The sequence below is a fragment of the Bradyrhizobium sp. Ce-3 genome, assembly GCF_022835695.1.
GTDB lineage: Bacteria > Pseudomonadota > Alphaproteobacteria > Rhizobiales > Xanthobacteraceae > Bradyrhizobium.
Window position 1 is genome coordinate 536,394 of record NZ_BQUV01000001.1, and the last position, 17,500, is coordinate 553,893.

Consider the following 17,500-nt stretch of genomic DNA (forward strand, 5'->3'; position numbering starts at 1 on the left):
CTGTTTGGGCATAATTTGCTGCGGGTCGCCCGGGCGCGGCCCGTAGCTTCGGACAGCGCTGCATGCTGCTGTCCCGCATCGGCGGGTCCCGCGGTCACGGCAGGCGAAGAACTGAATGGACCGGGTGTGAATGCACGTCTGCCTGCATCTTGATCCATCGCGCCTGCTGCGCTGGCACCTATGGCTGGCGGAGGCGATTGCCGACGATCCAGCCAACGAGGTTTCGTGCAGCTTCGGATCCGAACGCCATCCCCTGCCGCTGATTTGCCGCTCGCTGCTCGAGCTGGAGCGGCTGGTCTACCGCGTTGGCGGCGATGGCGCCACGGACGCCATGCCCGCAGCCTTGCGCGCGCTCGCACGCTCGACCACCGCACCGGATATCCTGATCAATCTCAGCGGCGGAGAACCCGCGCCCCCCGCGCGGCGTGTGCTGACACCCGTCTTCAACGGCGTCGGCGGCGAAGTCGGCGTGCTGGAAGCGCTGGCGAACGATGCGGACCTGCTCGTCGAACTGCACGATACGGCATCCGCCTCGGGGCCGTGGACGGCACGGCCCGCCAGCGCAGACCGCGATGTGCTGGCGGTGACCCTTGATGGCACGCTCTCATGCGCCGTCCTGCTGATCCTCAAGGCCTTGCGCGAGGACAGACGGCCGGCAGCAGCCGATCCCGCCCGTCCGGGAATGGTCGCGCCTCCGGCCCCCCCGGCTTCGGCCCTTGCGTGGGCAAGTGGCAGGGTGGCATCGAAAGCCATGAGTCTCGTGAATATCGTTGCACGAGGCGGCAAGATGTGGGGCGTCGGCTGGCGCCGTGACGAAGGAACGGGCCTGCTCGACAAGGGCAAGGCCGTTTTCGAGGTGCTCGCCGCCGATGCCGACAGTTATCTCGCCGACCCGTTTCCGTTCAGGCACCAGGGGCACGATTTCATCTTCGTCGAGCAATATTCCTACAAGAAAGGGCGAGGATGCATTGCGGTCGCGGAGGTGCACCGCGACGGAACGGTGAGCGGGCCGCGGATCGTCGTGGAAGAGCCGCATCATCTGTCCTATCCGTTCGTCTTTGAGCGGGATGGACAGATCTGGATGATCCCTGAATCCGGGGCGGCGCGGAATGTCAGCCTCTATCGGGCAGTCGAATTCCCCTACCGGTGGGCCCGGGAAGCGTCCCTGATCGATCACGTCGAGGTCTACGACTGCACGCCGCTGTTTCGCGGCGGCCACTACTGGTTTTTCGTCAGCCCCAGACGATGGAAATCGACGTCGTGGGACGTCCTCAACGTCTACGGTGCCGAGAGCCTGACCGGGCCCTGGGTACCGCATGCCGCAAACCCGATCCTGATCGACGCCTCGCTCAGCCGCCCGGCCGGCGCCTTCATGGAGCACCGCGGGCAGATTCTGCGTCCGGTCCAGAATTGCCTGCGCGGCTATGGCGACGCGGTGACGCTGTGCCGGATCGATGCGCTCCGGCTGTCGGCGTTCGCTCAGACCCCGACCGGTGTCATTCGTGTCGAGGGCTTCGGCTGCCACACCTACAACCGGAGGTCCGGCGTCGAGGTGATCGACATGTTCGGCCGCGTCAGACAATTGCGCGAGGTCACGGCGTCTCACGAGCCACTGTCGGCCGAGGTGCCGGCCGCCGCCGACCGGCGCCTTGGCGTGTCTTCGATGCCGGCCGACTTCGCGTGAGCGCGGCGCCAGGATGACATTTATTTGCTGACGGCGTCGGTGATGCAGAACCATTTCTGCGTGGCAGCAAATGAATAACTACAAAGAGCTAACCATCTATCGTGCTTCCACTGTGCAGCCGCATCAGCGATCCTTCCAGAGCTTCAGTCTAGCTGGAAAAGGGCTGCCAGGAGAGAGTTTCGCGTATTTATCTCCCGATCTCTTTTTAGTTGCGTCGTCATTTTATTACGTACGGGAGGTGCGCATTATGGGCCGATCAAGCACAACCGTGGATGTGGCCGTCATAGGCGCCGGCCCCTACGGCTTGTCGCTGGCCGCGCATTTGCGTGCACGCGGTGTCGAGCACCGGATCTTCGGTGAGCCCATGGGGCCATGGAAGCACAACATGCCCCGCGGCATGCTGTTGAAATCCTATCCCTGGGCGACATGCCTTTCCGATCCCGAAGCGGAATTCACGGTGAAGTCGTTCTGCACCGAACGCGCCCTGCCGTATCACGACTGGCTGACTCCGCTGACGCTCGAGCGGTTCATCGAGTACGCCGAAGCCTTCCGGATGCGATACGTGCCGACTGTGGAGAGCAAGGCTCTCACCATGCTGGAGGCCGCCGGCGACGGCTTGCGTGCCAGTTTTGAAGACGGCGAGACGGTGAACGCGCGGCGCGTCGTGGTGGCAGTCGGCCTGCAGCCCTTCAAGCATCTGCCCCAGGACATCGCCGACCTGCCCGCTGAGCTGTGCTCGCATAGCAGCGCGTATGGCTCACTCGAACCATTGGACGGCAAGGACGTCACCGTGGTCGGATCCGGCTCGTCCGCGACGGACCTGGCCGCGCTGCTGCGTGAGCGGGGAATCTCGGTTTCACTCGTTGCGCGCGCCCAGCAATTGCGCTTCGCCAACCGGCCTCGCAACCGCTCCACCTTCTCCCGCCTGGTCGCGCCGTTGAGCGGCATCGGCCCGGGCTGGACCCTGACGGCCTGCGCGAAGTATCCCGAGCTGGTCCGGCTGCTGTCTGAGGAGCAGCGGCTCCGGCTCGCCAATCCCAAGGCACTGGGCCCGTTGGGCGGCGCCTTCGTGAAGGACCGCGTTATCGGAAAGGTGCCGACATGGCTCGGCACCTCCCTGCAAGGCATCGGAATCCGCAACGGCAGCGTCGTGCTCGATCTGGTCAACGCCGGCGGAGCGCGGCAGTCGCGGCAGACCGACCATGTGATCTTCGCGACCGGATACAAGACCGATCTGAGCCGGTTGAGTTTCCTGAACCAAACGCTGCTTCGCCAGATCCGCCTGGTCGAGGGCGCGCCGCAGCTTTCATCACATTACGAGACCTCGGTACCGGGCTTGCATTTTATCGGTCCCGCCGCGGCAAACAGCTTCGGCCCGGTGTGTCGGTTCGTCTACGGGACCTATCATCCTGCGCGGGCTCTTGCCCAATACTTATCAAGCATTCTTGTAACCTCGCGACCTGCGCTCCAGGTCCGGCCATTTGATCGCACGGTGTCGCCATGAACGCTCCCATTCACAACAACCTCTCCCCCGTCAGTACCATCTCGGTGTCCGATACGATCAGTCTCGCATTGGGACGGTCGTTGATGATGCCGCGCGTGAGCTTCGTGGTCCCGACCCTCAATGAAGCCAAGAATCTTCCCTGGCTCCTGCCACGCATCCCGACATGGGCGCACGAAGTCATCATCGTGGATGGACGCTCGACGGACGACACGGTTGCGGTCGCGCGCGGCCTGCGCGCGGACGTGAAGGTCGTGATGGAGCCGCGCCGCGGCAAGGGCGCAGCGCTGCAGGCCGGTTTCCGCGCCGCCACCGGCGACATCATCGTCATGATCGATGCCGATGGCTCGATGGTTCCGGAAGAAGCGATCGTCTTTGTCGGCGCGCTGATCGCCGGCGCGGATCTGGTCAAGGGCTCGCGCTTCCTGCAGGGTGCAGGAACCGACGACATGTCGACGTTCCGGATGCTGGGCAATTGGGGCCTCACCATGATGGTGCGAATGCTCTATGGCGGCTCGTTCTCCGATCTGTGCTACGGCTACATGGCGTTCTGGACCAAGCACGTTCCGACGCTCAATTGCGACTGCGACGGGTTCGAAATCGAAACCCTCATCAACGTGCGGGCGCTGAAGAACCAGCTCAACATCGTTGAGGTCGCGAGCTTCGAGGCGCCGCGCATCAGCGGCCTGAGTAATTTGCGCGCCATTCCGGACGGCTGGCGCGTCCTCAAGACGATCCTGCGCGAAAAGGTGCGCTCTCCGGCCTCCCTGGTCGCCTATGGCTATCCGTAGGCCCTGCGAGCGGAACGCACATCCACGATGACGGTAGGTAGGCCGAATGCGCGTCCTGATGGTTTCCGCTCGCTGCTACCCCTTTGTCGGCGGTATCGAAACCCATATCCAGGAGGTGGGTCCCCGCTTGGTGGCCCGCGGCTACTCGGTCGACGTGCTCACGACCGATCCCTCGGGAACGTTGCCCGCTGAAGAGAACGTCCGCGGCATGTGCGTGCGTCGCGTGCCGGCCTGGCCGAGGCAATTGGATCTCTATATCGCACCGCAGATCTACTCCGCGATCCGCGGCGGCTCCTGGGACCTGATCCACTTTCAGGGCTACAACACGTTTGTCAGCCCGATCGGACTGCTCGCGGCGGTCCGCGCTGGAACGCCGTTCGTCCTGACCTTCCATAGCGGCGGTCATTCCTCGCCGTTACGGAACGCCGTGCGCGGCACCCAGCGTGCGCTGCTGCGTCCGCTGGTGGCAAAGGCCGCGCGCCTGATCGGGGTCTCCGAATTCGAAGCCAGCTTCTTCAGCACGCGAATGGGCATCCCTCGCGACCGGTTCGTGGTGGTCCCAAACGGCGCCGCGATGCCGGCCGCCAGCCCCGGCGTCAAGGTCGACCCCGATTTGATCGTCTCCAGCGGCAGGCTTGAGCGCTACAAGGGCCATCACCGGCTGATTGCAGCCCTGCCCGAGTTGAGCCGCAGGATACCGAACGCACGCCTGCACATCGTCGGAACAGGCCCCTACGAGGGGGAGTTGCGCCGTCTCGTCAGCGCACTTGGTCTTGACGATCGGGTGACCATTGCGGGCATCCCTGGATCCGAACGGCAGCGAATGGCCGACCTGCTGGCAAGCGCCGGCCTGTTCGTGCTGCTGAGTGACTACGAAGCTCATCCCGTTGCGGTGATGGAAGCGCTGTCGCTACGCCGGCCCGTCCTTGTCAGCGACACGTCCGGGCTGCGGGAGCTCGCGACCAATGGCCTGTGCCGCGCGCTTCCGTGCGACGCGGCCCCGAGCGAGATCGCCGCCGCGATTGCCGAAGAACTTCAGAACCCGCGCAAGATTGCCGATCTGGCCCTGCCCGATTGGGACGCCTGCGCGCAAGCGCTGAGCGATGTCTACCGTGATGTCGCGGACAACCGGTCGACGGTCGGTCTGACGCACGACGGCGCAATCGGCTTGCGATCCGCGACGAGAGCCCGGGTCGGATGACGCGCGCTCATCCCAACGCCGAAATCGCGATCGCGCCGGTGCAGGGCTGGATTCAATCCGTCCTTGCCCCGATCGGCCCCGACCTGCGGGGCAACAGCGCCGATGCAACGCCGGAGCCCGCGGACGCGGGATGGATGGCGACACTGTGCCTGCTCGTCGCCGTAGCCCTTCTCCTGGTCGTGGCGGGACACGGAGCCGGGCGGCGCGGCGATGCCATCGCGCCGCTGCTGTTCTGGTCCGGCGCCGTCCTGATGGTGGTTCCGACCAGCCTGCGCATCGCCTGGCCGGACGTGGCCCGTAGCGAGCGTCTGTTTCTCCTGCTCCTGCTTGTCGAAGCCCTGTTCTACTTCAAGACCGTCTATTCACCGACCGGCTTCGCGCACCACGACGAGTTCCTGCACTGGGCCTCCGCCGAAGATCTCGCGACCGGCCACCGGCTGTTCCTGCGCAACCCGCTGCTACCGATCGCGGCATCGTATCCCGCGCTCGAAATCGTGACGACGGCGATCGCCAATCTCACCGGCTTGCCGCTGTTTGCCGCAGCGACGCTGCTGTTGGCAGTCCTGAAAGGCACGCTCATCGCGGCGCTGTTTCTGTTCTACGAATCGATCAGCGGGTCGGCGCGGATCGCAGCGATCGCCTGTCTGACCTACATGGGCTGCTCGACCTTCGTCATGTTCGAGTCAGCCTTCTCCTACGAGAGCCTGGGCTTCGTGCTGTGCATGCTGATTCTCGCGGTCGAGGCGGCCTCGAAGGATCTGGTCGGGCGGCCGAGATTATGTGCGCTCGGCCTGGTCGCATTGCTGTTGGCTGGCCTTGCGGTCACACATCACCTCACGGCGGCCTTCGCCGCCGTCTACCTGGGCATGCTGGCAGCCCTGGAGGCTCTGCGGCGGGATGCCTCGCTCCGGCTCGAAGCGCGGATCGCCATGGGCGCCACCGCGGCGCTTGCGATCATGCTCCCCGTGCTTTGGGTGATGGCCAGCGGAAACTCGTTCACCGGCTATGTCGGCCCCGTGGTCGAAACCGGCTTCAGGACATTGCTGGGAAAGGTCTTCGGCACCGGAATCCCGCCGTCGGAGCATCTCGGCGCGCCAACCCAACCCATCGGCATGCGATTGACCACGTTGCTCGCAATCCTGTTGCTGGCCCTCGGGCTGGCAACGGGCTTCTTTCGATCGTTGGCCACCACAGCGCCGCGCGCTCTGCACCAGGGCTGGCGTCCGATTCAGGGCATTCTCAAGCGGCGCTGGCGCGACAGCCGCATTGTGCTGCTCACTTTGCTGGCCTGCGGATTTCCGATTTCGGTTGCATTCCGCCTGACCGTCAATGGCTGGGAAATCGGCAACCGGATGGGCACGTTCGTCTTCATCGGCGTCGGACTGGTCGTCGCGGTCGGCATCGTCCATTTCTGGCAGGACCGCATGCCTCGCGGGTGGCGCCGGATCGCTCCGTCCGCAGCGCTGGCGGTCATCGTCATGGGCGGCGTCACGGCGTCTTCACTGGAACCGATCCGTGGACCTTACAAGGTGGCGGCGGACGCGCAATCCATCGAGCAAATGGGGATCGAAACGTCGCTCTGGACCAAGCAATGGCTCGGGCCCGGCAACCGCTTCACCGCCGATAGGATCAACCGTCTATTGCTTGCCGGCTACGGCCGGCAGGACGTCAGAACCAAGATCAACGAAGGCGTCTATGCCGCCCGCGCGTTCCGGCATGAGAGTCTCGGATCCGACGACTTCTACGCTCTCTCCAAGAGCAAGCTTGATTTCCTGATGGTGGATCTGCGCCTGACCACCGCGTCGCCGATCCTCGGCTTCTACTTCGAGCCGTGGGAGCCGCAGCAGGGAGTGCGGCTCTCGGCTGCCGAACTGCTGAAATTCAATACGGTCAAGGGTATCACGCGTACCTACGACAACGGCTATCTCATCATCTACAACGTCAGAGGATTGCATGGCGAGCCCTGACAAGCGGGATCTGCTCGGCGCCTGCATGTGGGCGGGCGCGACGGTGGCCGCGGTTGCGGTCAGTGACAGCACGCTGCTGCGCGCCGTCCTGGGCCTGCCAATGGCGCTCCTGATATCCGGCCATGTGGTGCTGCGCGCGATCGGCGTGAGAACCACGTCGTTGTCGGAACACCTTGCCTATTCGATCGGTGCGAGCCTCGCCGTCACCATCGTCGGCGGCTTTGTGCTGAACGCCATAAGCGCGCTCGCGCCGCTTGGCTGGGCGTTCTGGTACCTGGCGGTTGCAATAGCCGCGAGGCTGCTCCCTGCCCGCGGCAACGATGTCTCACCCGCCAGAGCCTGGCTGGGCCCATTGCGGATCCAGCCCTGGCAAGCCGCTGCGGTCGCATTGGCGATGCTGGTGGCGACGGGCGCCTACGCTCTGGCGATCCACGATCAGGCGGCGGACCGCCAGTTCCGCTACACCGAGTTCTGGATGTTGCCGCCGGCCAAGGGCGATCCGGGGCAACTCGTCGTCGGCGTTCACAGCGCCGAGGCCCAGGCCGGGACCTACGACCTGGAAATCACCCTCGACGGCAAGCCATTCGCGGTCTTCCGCTCGCTGACGATCGCGCCGGGTGACACGTGGGTGCGCAAGGTCTCGGTGCCCATTCTCGCCACCCAGCAGCAGGCCGAGGCACGGCTCTACCGGCCAGCCGACAACAAACTCTATCGCAGGGTCTCGGCGCTGGTGCCTGAGGCGGAGGCCCGGTGATGCGCATCCTGCTGCTGTCCCAGTTCTATCCCCCGGTGATCGGCGGCGAGGAACGCCATGTCCGCAATCTCGGCGCGGCACTGGCGCAGCGGGGCCACGACGTGAGCGTCGGGACATTGCAGCGTCCCGGATCACCGGAGACCGAGCTGGACGGCGCGGTGCGCGTCCATCGGCTGCGCGGCACGCTGCAGCGGCTGTCGGGACTGCATGCCGATCCGGAGCGCCGGCACGCACCGCCCTTCCCCGACCCCGAACTGGCGCTCGCCCTGAAGCGGCTGATCGACCGGGAGAGACCGGACGTCGTCCACGCCCACAACTGGATCTATGCGTCCTTGCTGCCGCTGAAGGCGCTGAGTGGGGCCCGCTTCGTGGTGACCCTGCACGACTACGGCCTGGTCTGCGCCAAGAAGAATCTCATGCATCTCGGCACGGAGCTGTGCAACGGACCGGCACCCGCGAAATGCCTGCCGTGCGCGGCCCGGCACTACGGCGCGGCGAAGGCGGTCGCGACCACTTTCGGCAACTGGGTGTCGAGCTTCGCTGCCCGGCGCATCGTCGACCGCTTCATCGCCGTGAGCCACGCCGTGGCCGATCACACCGGCCTCACCAGCGGCAACACGCCTTACGAGGTGATCCCCAACTTCGTGCCCGACGATGTCGAGGTGCCTGGCCCGCAAGATCCCTGCCTGCGCGAGTTGCCGGACGGTGACTTCATTCTGTTCGTCGGCGACATGATGCGTCTCAAGGGCATCGATGTCCTTCTCAAGGCCTACACCGGACTGAAACAGCCGCCGCCGCTGGTCCTGATCGGACGCCGCCTCGCCGATACGCCGACCGAGTTCCCGCCAAACGTGCGCACCTTCAGCGCATGGCCGCATTCCGCCATCATGCACGCCTGGCGGCGATCGCTGTTCGGCGTGTTGCCATCGACCGGCCCGGAGGCGTGCGCCACCGTCATCATGGAAGCGATGGCGTGCGGCAAGACCGTCGTCGCAACCGATATCGGCGGCATGCCGGACCTGATCGATCCCGGCGAGACAGGCCTTCTCGTACCACCCGGCGATGCGCCGGCGCTGACCGGTGCGATGCAGGCGCTGCTCGACGATCGGGCCTTGCTGGCCCGCCTCGAGGCAACAGGCCTGACCCGGGTCGGACGCCTGAAGGCCCAGGCGGTGGTGTCCCGGATCGAACAAGTCTACCGCGATGTCGTGCTTGCAGCTCCCGCCGAAGTCGCGATGGCGGCATACCGGAATTCGGGACGGCCATCATGCCGATAGGCTTCGCCGTAGCGGCCATCTCGCGGCTGCACCAGGCGCTGCAGAAGAGCGCCGCCCTCGTCATGAATTCCGGCGCGCTGGCGACCGGAACGGTGGCTACGGCCGGTCTTGGGTTTGCCTATTGGTGGCTCGCAGCGCGGCTATTGCCGCCCGATGTGATGGGCGTTGCGTCCGGTCTGCTCGCCATGATGAGCCTCGTCACCCTGCTCGGCGAGGGCGGGCTCGGGACCTTGCTCACGGGCGAGCTCGTTCGGCATCCCGGCGAGGAGCCCGGGCTGGTCACGGCGGCAGCGTCGATCAGCGCGGCCATGTCGCTTGGTTTGGCGTTGCTGTTTCTCGTCGGACAGACGCTCTTCATGGAGTCGACCGGATCGATCGAAGATTGGTCCGCGGGCCTCGCCTTCGTCATTGGCTGCGGCCTGAGCAATCTCACCATCACGGGCGATCAGGCGTTCGTCGGCATTCTGCGGAGCGGCAGCAAGACGATCCGCCTGGTCCTGTTCTCGATCTTCAAGCTGATGCTGCTTGCTGGCGCGGCCGCGTGCGGCTTCACTTCCGCCACCGCGCTGCTCTGGACCTGGGTGGCCGGATTGCTGGCGTCCTGGATCGGGGTCGACCTTCTCACGCGGGGCGGCGCGCGCCGTCTGGTGGGCATGCCCGATTTCAAGCTGCTCCATATGCACCGCCGTCGGGTCCTCGACCACTACGCACTCGACGTCGCCCTGCTGACGCCGGCCCTCGTCATGCCCTATCTCGTGCTGGTGCTGCTGTCGCCGACCACCAATGCCGCGTTTGTGGCGGTATGGATGCTGGTCTCGGTCGCCTCCCTGATTCCGGCGGCGATGGCGATGGTGCTGTTCCCTGTGGTCAGGGCAAGCCCGAAGCAATCCAGGCACGACATCCTGGTGTCGCTGACGGTGTCACTGCTGTTCTCGCTGGTCTGCGCCGTCTTCATCTTCACCTACTCCCAGCAGATCCTGGCAGTCTTCAACCCGACCTATCCGGGCATCGCCGGTTCGAGCCTGAGCCTGCTCGGCTTCAGCCTGCTTGGATCGACCCTGAAATTCCATGCCTGCACGCTGGCGCGGCTGAGCGACCGGATGCTCAAGGCAGCTCCCTGGTTTGCGCTCGGCGGGTTGCTGGAGCTGTGCTTTGCCATCCTGGGAGCAAAGCTCGGCGGACTTCACGGCCTGGTGCTGGGCTGGACGCTCGCCGTCAGCATCGAAGGCGTCGGCGCGGCTCTCTGGTTGACGTCGGCCACGAAGCGTGTTGCCGGCGCCGACCCGGTCCTTCAAGGGCCGACCTCATCGCCGTTCCAGACCTAGGGAAGTTCAACCTGGGATTCCCTGTCCGGACGCCGAGATCGACTTGGCCTTGAGAACGCGTGCGACCGCACGGTGCAATGCGTGCCCTGCCGTCCGCGCGACCTCCAGCACCGCCGGAGCCGGATCGTCCCAGCGCCAGTAGGCATTGTGAATCCGATGCTGCGGCGGATAGGTGCAATCGGTGCCGAGCATTCGAGCCGCGAGGAAATCCCTGAATTCATCGCGCCAGACATGGGTCGGGTCGAGGCGCAAGGCCGGGCGCGCTTGCCCGGCCGCGTCGCAATAGCCGACGTGGCAGAGGTTGATGCCGCAAACCGCCGACAGTTCGACCTGCAGGTCGGTTCGGCCGACGGTCGGCTCGACGAACCGAAAGCTTCCGTCACGCTGGTCGCGCTTGTATTCCATGCTGGCGAATCCGTTCGTCAGCCCCACCGACCGGAAGAAGCGGATCGTCAGATCCTCCAGCTCCTTGGCAACCTCCGGCGCTGCCCAGCAGCTTGCGGTCCAGCCGGTCTGCGGCGGAAACGAGCGACCCTTGCGGCCCGTAAAGCAGACCGGAGCCCCCGGCCCCAGATAGCACAGACAGAAGTAGATCGAATCGTTGGTTCCTTCGATCCACTCCTGGACAATCACCTCTCCGACCGCGTCCAGCACGCGCGCGCAGAGCGATTGAGCCTCGGCCAGGGTCTCGACACGATAGGCCTTCTGAAAGGTGCCGTCGTAAGCCGGAGAGCGGCTGTTGGGCTTCACGCACAATGGAAGGCGAAGCTCTTGCAGCACGCCAAGGTCGCCGCGGCTGCTGACCAAATGGGTTGCCGGAACCGGAAAGCCGCCACGCTGTGCCAGCTGAAAAAACCGCTCCTTCAGCGTCAGGTCGACGAGGACCTCATGCGATGGAAGCTCGAAACTGAACCATGGCGCGACGGAAGCACGATGCTGCGACACAGCCAGAAGCGGTCGGTCATCCGCAAAGAAAAGCACGCCGCCGTGGGGCATCCGTGCCCGCAAGGCGAGCAGCCCGCTGATGAATTCTCTTCCCTCAAGGCTTGAGACGACCGCGCGCCGTGCATATCGCGAGATCGATGCAATGTCGTATTTGGCATCCACCACAACGACCGGACGAAGTCCCGCGTGAGCCAGGCTACGCACGAGGGACAGGCCGTTGGTGCCGCCGCCCAGGACGACGGCTGTCGGAGCATCATCCAACATGACGGCCTGTTGCAGCGGCTTCCGCTGCAACCCCGTCACGCTATGTCCCGCGTGGCGCATTCATGGCACTTGAACGTCTTGAGACGGGCCGCCGTCGCCGCTTCCGGCCGAGGGGGCGGCTGTGGAACCACTCGGTTGCTTGCGCAGCAGCTGTCCCAGCGCCTGCCTGGCGCGCCGAACCCTTGCCTCGATGCGACGCTCCAGCGTATCCGCCCCGACCACGATCCACATCATCGCGTGCTCGGCATTGGCAAGCTGGGACTTGTGCCGCGCGAAGCCGGCGAGGAAATCGTAGCCGCGCTCGCCGCGCGACCTGCTGTCCTCGATCGACAGCACATGGCTGACCAGGCCTGGCTTCAGCCGGCCATCCGGCTCGTACAGAAAGCCGCTCTGGTAGTTCAGGACCTGGCCCTCGTGCACGAAATTGTACAACACGCCGATCGTCTGCTCTCCCGCCAGCGTCCGTGACATGCGGACGGCGCCGCTGGGAACGCCGCGTGCGATCAGGTCTTCATGGAACGGACGGAAACCGGGATTGGCAAAGGACCCCTTGGACCCCCACCGCGATTGATGAAAGCCTGCCAGCATGTCGAACGCGGCGAGCGCGTCGGCCGCCGTCTCCATCACACGAAACGCGAGGGGGCCGCGTTCGGCATAGAGCCTGATGGCGCGGTTGACGGCTTGACGCGTGCTGCGGCCCAATGAGGCCCGGTAGTCCCCGCTCTTCTGGCCGATCTTGGTGAAATCGACCCACCGCGCGACGTCTGCCTCCCGCACCTCGGTCACGAGTCCGGACCGGCCAGCCGCGCGCGACGCGACCGCCTCGAAATCCAGATCGACCCCGGAGAGGACGAGCTCGTCGGAGACGCTCAAGCTGTGCGCAAGGGCCTCGAGACACGCCGCCGTAACCGGCGCAGCGACGGCTTGATCGACGAGGATGCCGTTGTACTCGATGAACAGCCGGTCGAAGCGCGCGTCTCCGGTTTCGTGAAGCAGCCAGCGCGCCCGGCCTTGCGGGCCGAAGCTCCACACCGTCCGTCGGCAAACGATCGCCAATCCGACGGTTCTGCCGGACATCCGCGCGACCAGGACATGTGGTTGCGCACCGCGCGGCAGGTGCTTGAGCCAGGTTCCGACCCAAAGCCATGACAGATAGAACGAGCGCGGCGCCCGCGCTTCGAGCTCCTTCCAGGACGTCTCCAGTCCTGCAATGTCCTGCAAGGGCTCGATGTGGACGTCGATCGCCGCATCATCGCGCCTGGCTTGCTCGAAAATGGCCGCGCGACCGGGTTCCGGATCGACAACCGAGACATCATGACGTGCTGCCATCTGTCGATCTTCCTGAAACTCCAACGGCTATCGCGGCGATCCCCGAGCATGTTCGCAGCCTGCCGCGGACGCCATGTCTAGGCCGGAGTAACTCCGTGGGATATCCGGCGGAGAACTCCGGCAGGCATGCGGCGTCGGATGATGTCCTGGCGGGCATCAGTGTGGAGCAGTCGCCTGATCCGCAACCGTTTGGCCGGTGTCCGGCCGGCCGGTTGCTCGCCCGACCGACGGTCGATCGGCCGGCGGCGCGGTTGAGGCTGGCGGATTGACTTGGCTCGAATTGACCTGGCTTGAATTGACTTGGTTCGAATTGACTTGGCTTGAATTAACCTGGCTTGAATTAACCTGGCTTGAACTGACCTGGCTCGCCTGCGGCTTCGTATCGCCGTCGTTCACGATGATGTTCACCAGATCGCCTGGCTGCAGCACGGTCATCCCGATCGAGTCGATACCGACCGGGCCGGCCGGGGTTTGTCGCACCACCTGATAAGTGATGCGGCTGGCCTCCTTGGTGAACTGGGCGCGGGTCGCCGGCAATGTGCTCAGCACCCCCTCACTCATATTGTAATCGCGCTCATTGTCCAAAAGCTGGCGTTCGATGGCCTCGATCTCGAGCTCCAGATCGTTCCTGACATCGGCCTGGATGCGAAATCCTTCGGCCTCCAGCGTGGCAAGGCGCTGCTTGGCCGTCGCATACTGATTGAGCGCGTCGCGCCGGCGCTGCTCGGCATCGGTCAATTCGCTCTGCACCTGATTGAGCACGGTTGCGCTGATGACATTGCGGTCCGCGAGCGCCCGCATGCTGTTGACACGCTCCTGGCGCAGCTTGACGAGGTCATCGAGCGATTCCATGCGGCCATACACGACGACATCCTGCTTGGCGGTTTCCAGCGCAGTCTGAAGCGCGCGCTCGCGGTTCGCGCGGGCGGTGGCGATGGTCTTGCGCCGATCGCCTTGTTCGCGGACGAGGTTGGCGGCCTCCGTCGCACCCACCAACTCGATCAGCCGAAGCGGAATCTTGGGCTCAGCGCCGTCGCGCTCGGCCTTCAGCACCGCCGCGCGCGCGAGCAGCTTCAGCATCGCATCGGCCGACGCACTGCGCTTGAGGATTTCCCGCACCGCTTCGATCTTCTGCCACGGCTCCGATGAACCGCGGTCGAGGCCGCCCGCCAGCGCCATCGCGTGCATCACGGTCATGCCGGATACGTATTTGTACGAGCCGGGAGTTTTGACCGGCCCCAGCACATAGATCGGTGCGTGCTCGACCGACAGAATGTTGACCACGCCCTTGCGGCCGAGTAGCTGATCGAAGCTTGCCGCCAGATCGGCGCGAACCTGCAGTGTTGACCGGTCGGCAACCCGAATGGCGCCAAGCAAGGGGACCGAGATCGTGCCGTCGTCCTGAACGGTATATGGGCCGCTCAGTTCCGGACGCTGGACGAGGCCGCGCAGGGCCGAGCTCGACGAACGCCCCCATTTATCCTCCTCGAGTTCGACCCGCTCGTAGAAGGCAATCGTGAGTTTGTCGCCAATGCCGCACAGGTCTCCGGCCGATGCATCGCGCCCCGGTTCGGCGATCTTGGAGCGTTCAGCGATCGTGGAAGGGGGCGTGTCATTTGACACCGCCGCCGTGGTCGACGGCGCGCCCGACGAACTCGGCGCCGCTCCCGTGGCGGCTGGCGCGGCGGCCTGGGCCGGCTTGTCGGGCCGGGAACCGAGCGTCCCAAACGTCTTCTGTGTCACGGTTTGCGAGAATGTCTCGACCGCTGCCCAGTTCTTGGCCGCCGCCACGCCCATGCCCACCACGGCAAGACTGGTGACGGCAACGACGGCCTTTACTCCCGATCGAGAGCGGGGTGACGGCCGAGCGGGACCGGATTTTTGTTGGATAATCATGGACGCGGCTTTCGCGTTCGAAAAATGGCCGCCACGTCGCCGAACGCGGCCGTGGCGCTAAAACAGCATCAAAACAAGCAAAGACCCGGCTATCGTGACCCCGGGCAGGAGGACACACAACTATCCCATTGTGGGCACCCCTTTTGAGTGAAAGGCGGCAATGTCACATCGGGGCCTTTTATTTTAAGTCTAAAACATCCGCACCCGCCGCAAAGCGATCCTCGCGCCGCGCGTCGGCAGGCCGCCGGGATCGAATTCCGGCATCGGCCCCTCCAGATGCCGCAAATTCAGCGCATCGGAGAGCCGGTTCGGCGGATCCTGGACGAGCCTTGAATTTACTTTTGGCACGAACTATCTTGCATCAAGATCGCCGCATTCAACAGGCCCGGATCCCGCAGGAGATTTGATTTGGCACTCGCGAAGGAGCCCCCACCTGTTTCGCCCAGGAGCGGCGCCGATCAGGAGGCCGAGTACAGGGCTCAGACACGGCTTTGGCTTCGCCTGCTTGCCTGCACAACCCTGATCGAGGGCGAGCTGCGGCGCCGGTTCCGCGAGGAATTCGACTTCACGATGCCGCGCTTCGACGTTCTGGCCCAGCTTGACCGCGAGCCGAGCGGACTGGTGCTGGGAGAGCTGCCGAAACGCCTGATGGTCTCGGCCGGAAACCTCACCCCGATCGTCGATCGTCTGGTCGAGGACGGTTACATCACCCGCACGCCTTCCAACCTGGATCGGCGCGTGCAGATCGTCTGCATGACCGTCGAGGGCCGCAAAGCCTTCAGGCGCATGGCCAAGAGCCATGGCTCATGGCTGGCCGAGCTGCTGGCGGGCTTCCCGGCTGACCGGCTCGATGGCTTGACCGGCGAACTCGACGAGCTCAAGGGCGCGGTCAGGGACGCGATGCAGAAGCCGTGAGCTGACGGCGCAACTAGCGCCGCACCTGAATGCCGGCCGCCTCGCGATCCCACGTATCGTCTGTCACGCCCGCATCGCGCAGCGCGCCCTTCATGATCTTGCCGTTCTCCGTCAACGGCATCCGGCTGACGATGCGTACATAGCGGGGGATCGCAAAATAGGCGATCCGCCCTTCGCAATGCCTGACGATATCGACGCCCTGTAGGGAGTGGCCGCCCTCGAGCACGATCGCGGCGGCGACCTCGTCCTCGCCCAATTCGGACGGCAGCGGGTAAACGGCGCAAGCCGCAACAGCCGGATGCGACTGGATCGCCTGCTCGACCTCCCATGAGGACACATTCTCCCCGCGCCTGCGGATCGAGTCCTTCATCCGATCGATGAAGCGATAATGACCGTCCGGATCGCGGACCACACGATCGCCGGAGTGAAGCCACAGGTTTCGCCAGGCCTCGACCGTCTTCTCGGGCATGCCGAAATAGCCGGTGGCGAACGCAAAGGGTTCGCGCGCACGAAGCACGAGCTCGCCGGCCTGCCCGTCGGGCAACTCTGAATCGTTCTCATCGACGATGCGGGCTTCAACCCCGTCGGCCAGATAGCCCATCGTCCCCGGGCGATCGGACGGGATCGACCCCGCGAACACGAAGTTGGTCTCGGTCGATCCATAGCCGTCGACCAAGGGAACGCCGAACCGTTCGAGGAACGGCTGGTGGATCTGCCGCGGCACACCGCCGCCAAGCGCGACACGAAGCTGATGCGCGCGATCGTCGTCCGTCCGGGGCTGCGCGAGAAGCATCGATGCCATGGCGCCCAGCAGATAACCGACGGTCGCATGATGCGCCCGCGCGGCGGCCCAAAATCCCGACGCCGAGAATTTCGGCTCCAGCACGTAGCTGCAGCCGTTCAGCATCGCCTGATAGAACGCATTCAGCGCGTTGGTGTGGAACAGCGGCAGCGTCGTGAACAGCACGTCGCCTTCGCGGATGCCAAGCGCCCGCGCCGAATAGATGCCCCACCAGAACAGTTGGGCCTGCGGGCAGCAGACGCCTTTGGCAGGACCCGTGGTGCCTGACGTGTAGAGGATGGCAACGGCATCGCCGGGTCGCACCGCGCCTGGGGAAGCGAGATTTCCGAGCACCGGCAATGGCAGCGAGGACATCCTCGTCTCGGTGCCGGCGCCGATCGTCCATGTCTGCGACGGAAGTTCGACATCGGCGTCCACGGTCTCGATTGCGGCGAGAAGCGGAGCTTCGACGACGAGCAGCGCGGGGCGCGCGTTGCGAAAGATATGCGAGAGCTGGAGGCCGCGCAGCGCGGTGTTGATCGGCACCGCGATCGCACCGAGCCAGGCGCAGCCCAGATAGACCTGAAGGAATTCTGCCCGGTTCGAGCACATCAGCGCGACCCGATCGCCGGACTTGATGCCGGCGTCGATCAGCGTTTGGGCGGACGCAGCCGCGATCGCGGCGGTCTGCCGGTAGGTCCAGCGCGTCTCCCCGGCGACCAGCAGGACACGATCGCCATAGCGCTCGGCCTGCCGGGTCAGGATGGTGGACAGGATCCTGTCCGACGGCGGAAACAAATCGACTGCGCGCGCCCAGGCCGGCATCGCACTGCCCTGTTGCATCGCCTCATCCGCGTTTGCCCGCACGTC

13 protein-coding genes are annotated in these 17,500 nt (G+C 65.1%); 9 read left to right on the forward strand and 4 right to left on the reverse strand.

From position 1 onward, the window contains the following. The first annotated feature begins 130 nt into the window (after positions 1 to 130). The 8 genes from BRSPCE3_RS02640 to BRSPCE3_RS02675 all read left to right on the forward strand — a co-directional run bounded on the left by BRSPCE3_RS02640 (position 131) and on the right by BRSPCE3_RS02675 (position 10,500). Positions 131 to 1,684, forward strand: coding sequence for a hypothetical protein (locus BRSPCE3_RS02640; protein WP_244064099.1), 1,554 nt, complete (start codon positions 131 to 133; stop codon positions 1,682 to 1,684). 70 nt (positions 1,685 to 1,754) lie between these two features. Next, positions 1,755 to 3,188, forward strand: coding sequence for an NAD(P)-binding domain-containing protein (locus BRSPCE3_RS02645; protein ID WP_244064100.1), 1,434 nt, complete (start codon positions 1,755 to 1,757; stop codon positions 3,186 to 3,188). Further along, positions 3,185 to 3,976 carry a glycosyltransferase family 2 protein gene (locus BRSPCE3_RS02650; protein WP_244064101.1) on the forward strand — a complete coding sequence of 264 codons (792 nt, stop codon included), beginning with the start codon at positions 3,185 to 3,187 and terminating at the stop codon, positions 3,974 to 3,976. Before BRSPCE3_RS02645 ends, BRSPCE3_RS02650 begins: the two co-directional genes overlap by 4 nt. A gap of 46 nt (positions 3,977 to 4,022) precedes the next feature. After that, on the forward strand, positions 4,023 to 5,177 hold the full coding sequence (locus BRSPCE3_RS02655; RefSeq protein WP_244064103.1) for a glycosyltransferase family 4 protein: 1,155 nt from the start codon (positions 4,023 to 4,025) through the stop codon (positions 5,175 to 5,177). Further along, positions 5,174 to 7,144, forward strand: coding sequence for a hypothetical protein (locus tag BRSPCE3_RS02660; RefSeq protein ID WP_244064104.1), 1,971 nt, complete (start codon positions 5,174 to 5,176; stop codon positions 7,142 to 7,144). Before BRSPCE3_RS02655 ends, BRSPCE3_RS02660 begins: the two co-directional genes overlap by 4 nt. Then, positions 7,131 to 7,898 (forward strand): DUF1616 domain-containing protein, encoded by a 768-nt coding sequence (locus tag BRSPCE3_RS02665; RefSeq protein ID WP_244064106.1) that lies wholly within the window; start codon positions 7,131 to 7,133, stop codon positions 7,896 to 7,898. Before BRSPCE3_RS02660 ends, BRSPCE3_RS02665 begins: the two co-directional genes overlap by 14 nt. Beyond that, entirely contained in the window at positions 7,898 to 9,175 is a 1,278-nt protein-coding gene (locus tag BRSPCE3_RS02670; RefSeq protein WP_244064107.1) for a glycosyltransferase family 4 protein, read from the forward strand. Before BRSPCE3_RS02665 ends, BRSPCE3_RS02670 begins: the two co-directional genes overlap by 1 nt. After that, a complete protein-coding gene (locus BRSPCE3_RS02675; RefSeq protein WP_244064109.1) occupies positions 9,166 to 10,500 on the forward strand; it encodes a hypothetical protein in 1,335 nt (444 codons plus the stop codon). The genes BRSPCE3_RS02670 and BRSPCE3_RS02675 overlap by 10 nt, the downstream gene beginning before the upstream one ends. Positions 10,501 to 10,506: 6 nt before the next feature. On the opposite strand, the gene BRSPCE3_RS02680 is transcribed toward BRSPCE3_RS02675, so the two are convergent. The 3 genes from BRSPCE3_RS02680 to BRSPCE3_RS02690 form a co-directional block, all read right to left on the reverse strand. Further along, the gene (locus tag BRSPCE3_RS02680; protein WP_244064111.1) at positions 10,507 to 11,748 is read right to left on the reverse strand and encodes a hypothetical protein; all 1,242 of its coding nucleotides are present in this window, start codon (positions 11,746 to 11,748) and stop codon (positions 10,507 to 10,509) included. 21 nt (positions 11,749 to 11,769) lie between these two features. Beyond that, the gene (locus tag BRSPCE3_RS02685; RefSeq protein ID WP_244064113.1) at positions 11,770 to 13,062 is read right to left on the reverse strand and encodes a GNAT family N-acetyltransferase; all 1,293 of its coding nucleotides are present in this window, start codon (positions 13,060 to 13,062) and stop codon (positions 11,770 to 11,772) included. A gap of 132 nt (positions 13,063 to 13,194) precedes the next feature. Then, positions 13,195 to 14,934: a polysaccharide biosynthesis/export family protein gene (locus BRSPCE3_RS02690; RefSeq protein WP_244064115.1), complete on the reverse strand. Its 1,740-nt coding sequence runs from the start codon at positions 14,932 to 14,934 to the stop codon at positions 13,195 to 13,197. Between the two features lie 408 nt (positions 14,935 to 15,342). Between BRSPCE3_RS02690 and BRSPCE3_RS02695 the strand changes: the two genes are divergently transcribed. Next, positions 15,343 to 15,849: a MarR family winged helix-turn-helix transcriptional regulator gene (locus BRSPCE3_RS02695; protein ID WP_244064116.1), complete on the forward strand. Its 507-nt coding sequence runs from the start codon at positions 15,343 to 15,345 to the stop codon at positions 15,847 to 15,849. A 13-nt stretch (positions 15,850 to 15,862) separates the two neighbouring features. On the opposite strand, the gene BRSPCE3_RS02700 is transcribed toward BRSPCE3_RS02695, so the two are convergent. Then, positions 15,863 to 17,473 carry an ATP-dependent acyl-CoA ligase gene (locus tag BRSPCE3_RS02700; protein ID WP_244064117.1) on the reverse strand — a complete coding sequence of 537 codons (1,611 nt, stop codon included), beginning with the start codon at positions 17,471 to 17,473 and terminating at the stop codon, positions 15,863 to 15,865. Positions 17,474 to 17,500 lie beyond the last annotated feature (27 nt).

Excerpts from the sequence above, each read along its gene's own strand:
- BRSPCE3_RS02640 (WP_244064099.1), top strand. The coding sequence starts at position 131 with ATGCACGTCTGCCTGCATCTTGATCCATCGCGCCTGCTGCGCTGGCAC.
- BRSPCE3_RS02645 (WP_244064100.1), top strand. The coding sequence starts at position 1,755 with ATGAATAACTACAAAGAGCTAACCATCTATCGTGCTTCCACTGTGCAG.
- BRSPCE3_RS02650 (WP_244064101.1), top strand. The coding sequence starts at position 3,185 with ATGAACGCTCCCATTCACAACAACCTCTCCCCCGTCAGTACCATCTCG.
- BRSPCE3_RS02655 (WP_244064103.1), top strand. The coding sequence starts at position 4,023 with ATGCGCGTCCTGATGGTTTCCGCTCGCTGCTACCCCTTTGTCGGCGGT.
- BRSPCE3_RS02660 (WP_244064104.1), top strand. The coding sequence starts at position 5,174 with ATGACGCGCGCTCATCCCAACGCCGAAATCGCGATCGCGCCGGTGCAG.
- BRSPCE3_RS02665 (WP_244064106.1), top strand. The coding sequence starts at position 7,131 with ATGGCGAGCCCTGACAAGCGGGATCTGCTCGGCGCCTGCATGTGGGCG.
- BRSPCE3_RS02670 (WP_244064107.1), top strand. The coding sequence starts at position 7,898 with ATGCGCATCCTGCTGCTGTCCCAGTTCTATCCCCCGGTGATCGGCGGC.
- BRSPCE3_RS02675 (WP_244064109.1), top strand. The coding sequence starts at position 9,166 with ATGCCGATAGGCTTCGCCGTAGCGGCCATCTCGCGGCTGCACCAGGCG.
- BRSPCE3_RS02690 (WP_244064115.1), bottom strand. The coding sequence starts at position 14,934 with ATGATTATCCAACAAAAATCCGGTCCCGCTCGGCCGTCACCCCGCTCT.
- BRSPCE3_RS02700 (WP_244064117.1), bottom strand. The coding sequence starts at position 17,473 with ATGCAACAGGGCAGTGCGATGCCGGCCTGGGCGCGCGCAGTCGATTTG.